6 protein-coding genes are annotated in these 5351 nt (G+C 55.7%); 3 read left to right on the top strand and 3 right to left on the bottom strand.

Annotation, left to right across the window (positions count from 1 at the left end; all coding sequences use genetic code 11):
- The coding region (gene metG, locus HP459_RS21005; RefSeq protein ID WP_171936778.1) for a methionine--tRNA ligase subunit beta at positions 1 to 1189 on the top strand (1189 nt) is incomplete at its 5' end.
- Between the two features lie 107 nt (positions 1190 to 1296).
- Here metG and HP459_RS21000 read toward each other — a convergent pair.
- Genes HP459_RS21000 through HP459_RS20990 form a run of 3 tightly spaced genes read right to left on the bottom strand, consistent with a single transcriptional unit; the run spans position 1297 to position 4212 of the window.
- Complete coding sequence (locus HP459_RS21000; protein ID WP_015572337.1) at positions 1297 to 1767, bottom strand: DUF1456 family protein; 471 nt, start codon at positions 1765 to 1767, stop codon at positions 1297 to 1299.
- Positions 1768 to 1813: 46 nt separating this feature from the next.
- Positions 1814 to 2533, bottom strand: a complete 720-nt coding sequence (gene btsR / locus HP459_RS20995) for a two-component system response regulator BtsR (RefSeq protein ID WP_022648676.1) — start codon at positions 2531 to 2533, stop codon at positions 1814 to 1816.
- Positions 2527 to 4212 (bottom strand): sensor histidine kinase, encoded by a 1686-nt coding sequence (locus HP459_RS20990; RefSeq protein ID WP_003859271.1) that lies wholly within the window; start codon positions 4210 to 4212, stop codon positions 2527 to 2529. Before HP459_RS20990 ends, btsR begins: the two co-directional genes overlap by 7 nt.
- A gap of 218 nt (positions 4213 to 4430) precedes the next feature.
- Here HP459_RS20990 and mlrA point away from each other — a divergent pair, with 218 nt between their 5' ends.
- Positions 4431 to 5171 (top strand): HTH-type transcriptional regulator MlrA, encoded by a 741-nt coding sequence (gene mlrA / locus HP459_RS20985; protein WP_022648677.1) that lies wholly within the window; start codon positions 4431 to 4433, stop codon positions 5169 to 5171.
- 69 nt (positions 5172 to 5240) lie between these two features.
- Positions 5241 to 5351 (top strand): protein YohO (locus tag HP459_RS20980; RefSeq protein WP_022648678.1); only part of this gene is annotated, 111 nt, incomplete at its 3' end.

Raw genomic sequence — 5351 nt, 5'->3', positions numbered from 1 at the left:
GAAGAAAGATTCCACCGCCGAGCTGTACCACTTCATCGGCAAAGACATCGTTTACTTCCACAGCCTGTTCTGGCCAGCGATGCTTGAAGGCAGCAATTTCCGCAAGCCGACTAACCTGTTCGTACACGGCTACGTAACGGTCAACGGCGCGAAGATGTCCAAATCTCGCGGGACGTTTATTAAGGCCAGCACCTGGCTGAACCACTTCGATGCGGATAGCCTGCGCTACTACTACACCGCGAAGCTCTCTTCCCGCATCGACGATATCGACCTGAATCTGGAAGATTTCGTGCAGCGCGTGAACGCGGACATCGTCAACAAGGTGGTGAACCTGGCGTCCCGTAACGCAGGTTTTATCGCTAAACGCTTTGACGGCGTGCTCTCTGCCGAACTGGCCGATCCTGAGCTGTATAAAACCTTCACCGACGCCGCCGCTGCGGTTGGCGAAGCCTGGGAAAGTCGTGAATTTGGTAAAGCCATTCGCGAAATCATGGCGCTGGCAGACGTGGCCAACCGATATGTCGACGAGCAGGCACCATGGGTGGTGGCGAAACAGGAAGGCCGCGACGCCGACTTGCAGGCGATCTGCACCATGGGTCTGAACATGTTCCGCGTGCTGATGACCTGGCTGAAGCCGGTTCTGCCGCAGCTGGCAGCCCGCGCGGAAGCATTCCTGAACACCGAACTGACCTGGGATGCCATCCAGCAGCCGCTGCTCGGCCACAAGGTGAACACCTTCAAGGCGCTGTATAACCGCATCGAGATGAAACAGGTTGACGCGCTGGTGGAAGCATCAAAAGAAGAGGTGAAAGCGGCTGCCGCGCCGGTGACCGGCCCGCTGGCGGACGATCCGATTCAGGAGACCATCACCTTTGATGATTTCGCCAAAGTCGACCTGCGCGTGGCGCTGATCGAAAACGCGGAGTTCGTGGAAGGTTCTGACAAACTGCTGCGTCTGACGCTGGATCTGGGCGGCGAGAAACGTAACGTCTTCTCCGGCATTCGTTCCGCGTACCCTGATCCGCAGGTGCTGATCGGTCGTCAGACCGTGATGGTGGCAAACCTGGCGCCGCGTAAAATGCGCTTCGGCATCTCTGAAGGGATGGTGATGGCCGCAGGCCCGGGCGGAAAAGACATCTTCCTGTTAAGCCCTGACGAAGGCGCGAAGCCGGGTCAGCAGGTGAAGTAATAAATAAGCCGGATGAGAATCCGGCTTTTTTTTGCCCGGCGGCGCTACGCTTGCACGGGCCAACGAGTTTTTAGCCGGGTAAGGCGAGGCCGCCACCCGGCTAAAAATCACCCCTTCTGGTTATGCACCCGCTGCGTCAACCCACGCAGGAAATAACGCAGAAACTGATCCCCACACTCGCGGTAATTTTTATGATCCGGCGCGCGCATCATGGCGGTGATTTCCGGCATCGACACGCGAAATTTCTGCTCGGTCATGATCGCCAGAATGTCGTCAGTTTTCAGGGAGAACGCAATACGCAGCTTTTTCAGCACCGTGTTGTTATTCACCCGACGCTCAAGCGCCAGCTCAGGCGCAGATTCATCTTTGCCGCGCTTGTCGTAGATCAGGCCGTTCAGGAAGCCCGACAGAATGATGTCCGGGCAGCGAACAAAACCCTCTTCATCTTCTTTAGTCATCCAGGTGTCGAACCCGGCGGACGTGGATTCCATGTCGGAGAGCGCAAGAATGCGCACCATGTCATTATTGTTCGCTTTCAGGGTGTAGCGCAGGCTACGAAGAATATCGTTACTTAGCATAGAGCCTTCGAATGTCGATGATGCAATGGCGCGCAGTGTACCAGTTTTACAGCCCTATCGCCTCTTTCAAACTTTTCAGATAGCGACGACTGACGGGCACGGTTTGCCCTGCACGTAGCACCAGTTCGGCCTGGCCGTTATCTTCCAGGCGGATCTCCTTCAGGTGCGCCATGTTCACCAGGTACTGACGATGGCAGCGGATCAGCGGCGTGCGGCTCTCCAGCGTGCGCAGGGTCAGCTCGGTAAAGCCTTCGTTACCTTCGGCGCTGGTGACGTATACCCCGCTCAGACGACTGCTGACAAAGGCAACGTCGTCCATTTGCAGGAGGTAAATCCGGCTGTGCCCGGTACAGGGGATAAACTTCAGGGGCTGCTGATGCTCCGGCAGCAGCGTCACGTCCTGCGCGGTACGCTCCTGGCGCAGACGGGTCAGGGTCTTTTCAAGGCGTTTCTCTTCAATCGGTTTCAGCAGATAATCAAACGCGTGCTCTTCAAACGCCTTTACCGCGTACTCATCAAAGGCCGTCAGAAAGACGATATAGGGACGGTGCTCCGGGTCGAGCATGCCGACCATCTCCAGACCGCTGATGCGCGGCATCTGAATATCAAGGAACAGCACGTCCGGGCGCAGTTTATGCACAGCACCGATGCCTTCAATGGCATTGGCGCATTCCCCCACGACCTCAATATCACTCTGCTCCTGCAACAGGACACGCAGGTTTTCCCGTGCTAACGGCTCATCATCAACAATCAGCACTCTTAACATGCGTTCTCCTCCAGCGGCAATCGTAAGGTAATTCGGGTATAGCGGTCTGGCTCACAGGCGACGGTGATACCGCAGTCATCACCAAAATGTGCGCGCAGGCGCTTATCCACCAGGCTCATGCCCAGACCGCCTGACGCGGAGGCTTCATACAGCCCCGCGTTATCTTCAATATCCAGTACAAGATGGTGGTTAAAACGGGAAGCGGAAATCATGATTTCTCCGGTTCCCAGCAGCTGCGACGTCCCATGCTTAATGGCGTTCTCCACAATCGGTTGCAGGGTAAAGGCCGGAAGATGCTGATACGCCAGCTCATCCGGGACGGATAACGACACCTGTAATCGTGACTGGAAGCGCGCTTTTTCAATTTGCAGATAGGCGTTTACATGCTCAATCTCGTCCGCGAGGGTGACGATCTCCGAGGGACGCTTCAGGTTTTTGCGGAAAAATGTCGACAGAAATTGCACCAGCTGCGCGGCCTGATCGCTGTCGCGGCGGATCACCGCCTTCAGCGTGTTAAGCGCGTTAAACAGGAAATGCGGATTCACCTGAGCGTGCAGGAGCTTAATTTCTGACTGCGTCAGCAGCGCTTTTTGCCGTTCATACTGCCCCGCCAGGATTTGCGCCGAAAGCAGCTGGGCGATACCCTCCCCCAGCGTGCGGTTGATGGAGCTGAAAAGGCGATTTTTGGCTTCGTAAAGCTTAATGGTGCCCATGACGCGCTGGTTTTCGCCCCGCAGGGGAATAACCAGCGTAGAGCCAAGTTTGCACTGCGGATGCAGGGAACAGCGGTACGGCACTTCATTCCCGTCGGCATACACCACTTCACCCGTTTCAATAGCGCGCAAAGTGTAGGCCGAGGAGATCGGCTTACCTGGAAGATGGTGGTCGTCCCCGGTACCGGTAAACGCCAGCAACTTTTCGCGATCGGTAATCGCCACGGCCCCGATATCCAGCTCTTTATACAGCACCTGCGCCACCTTCATGCTGTTCTCCTCGTTGAATCCCTGCCGCAGGATCCCTTCCGTCGACGCCGCAACTTTTAATGCGGTGGCAGAAAATGCCGAGGTGTATTTTTCGAACATGGCGCGTTTGTCGAGCAGAATGCGCATAAACAGCGCCGCACCAACGGTATTGGTGACCATCATCGGTGCGGCAATGCTGCTGACCAGATGTAACGCATCGTCAAACGGGCGCGCGATCAGCAGGATGATCGCCATCTGCGCCATTTCCGCCACGAAGGTGATCGCCCCGGCGGTAAGGGGACTGAACACTTTATCCGGCCGTCCGCGCTTAATCATATAGCTGTGGACGAGACCACCGAGCAGCCCTTCGACAATGGTGGAGATCATGCAGCTTAGTGCCGTCATACCGCCCATCGAATAGCGGTGCAGGCCGCCGGTTAACCCCACCAGACCGCCCACGACCGGGCCTCCGAGCAGCCCGCCCATTACCGCGCCAATGGCGCGCGTATTGGCGATGGAATCTTCAATATGGAGACCAAACCAGGTCCCCATAATGCAGAATATGGAAAATACGACGTAGCAGAGGAATTTGTGCGGCAGACGGACGGTGACCTGCATCAGCGGAATGAACAGGCGCGTTTTGCTCATCAACCAGGCGATGACAAGAAACACGCACATCTGCTGAAGCAACAGCAGCACCAGATTAAACTCGTACATACTCACAAACCGCACATTCTAAAAACGCGTAACATACACTGATGGCGGTTAACTTTCTTTGAAACGTGCCAAAAAAGCGATAAATCGTGTCCGTCATCACACCTTTTGCCGGAGATAACCTGTCTTTCGTATAATTTGTACAAAAAAGAATCAAATCTTCCTGGTTCCGCAAAGTGGGTCTACAGTTAAGCTGGGGACGCGCAAGCCTGGGGGCGAAAATGGCGCTTTACACGATAGGTGAAGTGGCACTCCTGTGTGATATCAATCCCGTTACGCTACGGGCGTGGCAGCGACGGTATGGATTGCTTAAGCCGCAAAGAACGGATGGCGGGCACCGCCTGTTTAACGATGCGGATATTGACCGGATCCGCGAGATCAAAAGCTGGATCGACAATGGCGTACAGGTAGGCAAGGTGAAGTCGCTTCTGAGCCAGGACGATCCTGATACGCAGCATCTCTGGCGCGAGCAGCAGGAAACGCTGCTGAGGCTGTTGCAGACCGGCAATTTGCAGCGTCTGCGCGGCTGGATCAAAGAACAGGGTCGAGACTACCCCGCGCAAACCCTGATCACCCATCTTTTTATTCCCCTACGGCGTCGGCTTCAGTGTCAGCAAACCACCTTACAGGCACTGCTCAGCATGCTTGATGGCGTGCTCATTAACTATATTTCCGTCTGTCTTGCCTCAGCGCGGAATAAAAACAGCAAAGATGCGCTGGTGATCGGCTGGAACGTCCACGATACCACCCGGCTGTGGCTCGAAGCCTGGATTGCCACCCAGCAGGGCTGGCGCGTTGACGTGCTTGCACACTCCCTGGCACAGCTCAGGCCGGAACTGTTTGAGGGGCAGACGCTGCTGGTCTGGTGTGGCGAAGTCCCCTCCGCTTCCCAGCAGCAGCTCCTGACGGAATGGCGCGAACATGGTTATCCCGTTTACTCGCTGGGGCCAAATGCGTTGTAACGGCATTTAATGGTTCATTAACAGCTGCGCTTCACCGTATAATTGTTCCGTTAACAACAGGAGCACATGATGAAGGCAACGAAACTGGCCGTAATTACCCTTTTTGCACTGATGGCCGTCAGCGGTATCGGTGGCGTTATGCTTGCAGGTTACTCGTTTATTGTTCGCGGCGGTGTTGGC

It is taken from the genome of Enterobacter sp. CM29 (genome assembly GCF_013179605.1).
GTDB classification, from domain to species: Bacteria; Pseudomonadota; Gammaproteobacteria; order Enterobacterales; family Enterobacteriaceae; genus Enterobacter; species Enterobacter intestinihominis.
This window is presented reverse-complemented; position numbering and strand designations above follow the sequence as displayed.

Coding starts and splice junctions, on each gene's coding strand:
- HP459_RS21000 (WP_015572337.1), bottom strand. CDS start 1,767: ATGCTAAGTAACGATATTCTTCGTAGCCTGCGCTACACCCTGAAAGCG.
- btsR (WP_022648676.1), bottom strand. CDS start 2,533: ATGTTAAGAGTGCTGATTGTTGATGATGAGCCGTTAGCACGGGAAAAC.
- HP459_RS20990 (WP_003859271.1), bottom strand. CDS start 4,212: ATGTACGAGTTTAATCTGGTGCTGCTGTTGCTTCAGCAGATGTGCGTG.
- mlrA (WP_022648677.1), top strand. CDS start 4,431: ATGGCGCTTTACACGATAGGTGAAGTGGCACTCCTGTGTGATATCAAT.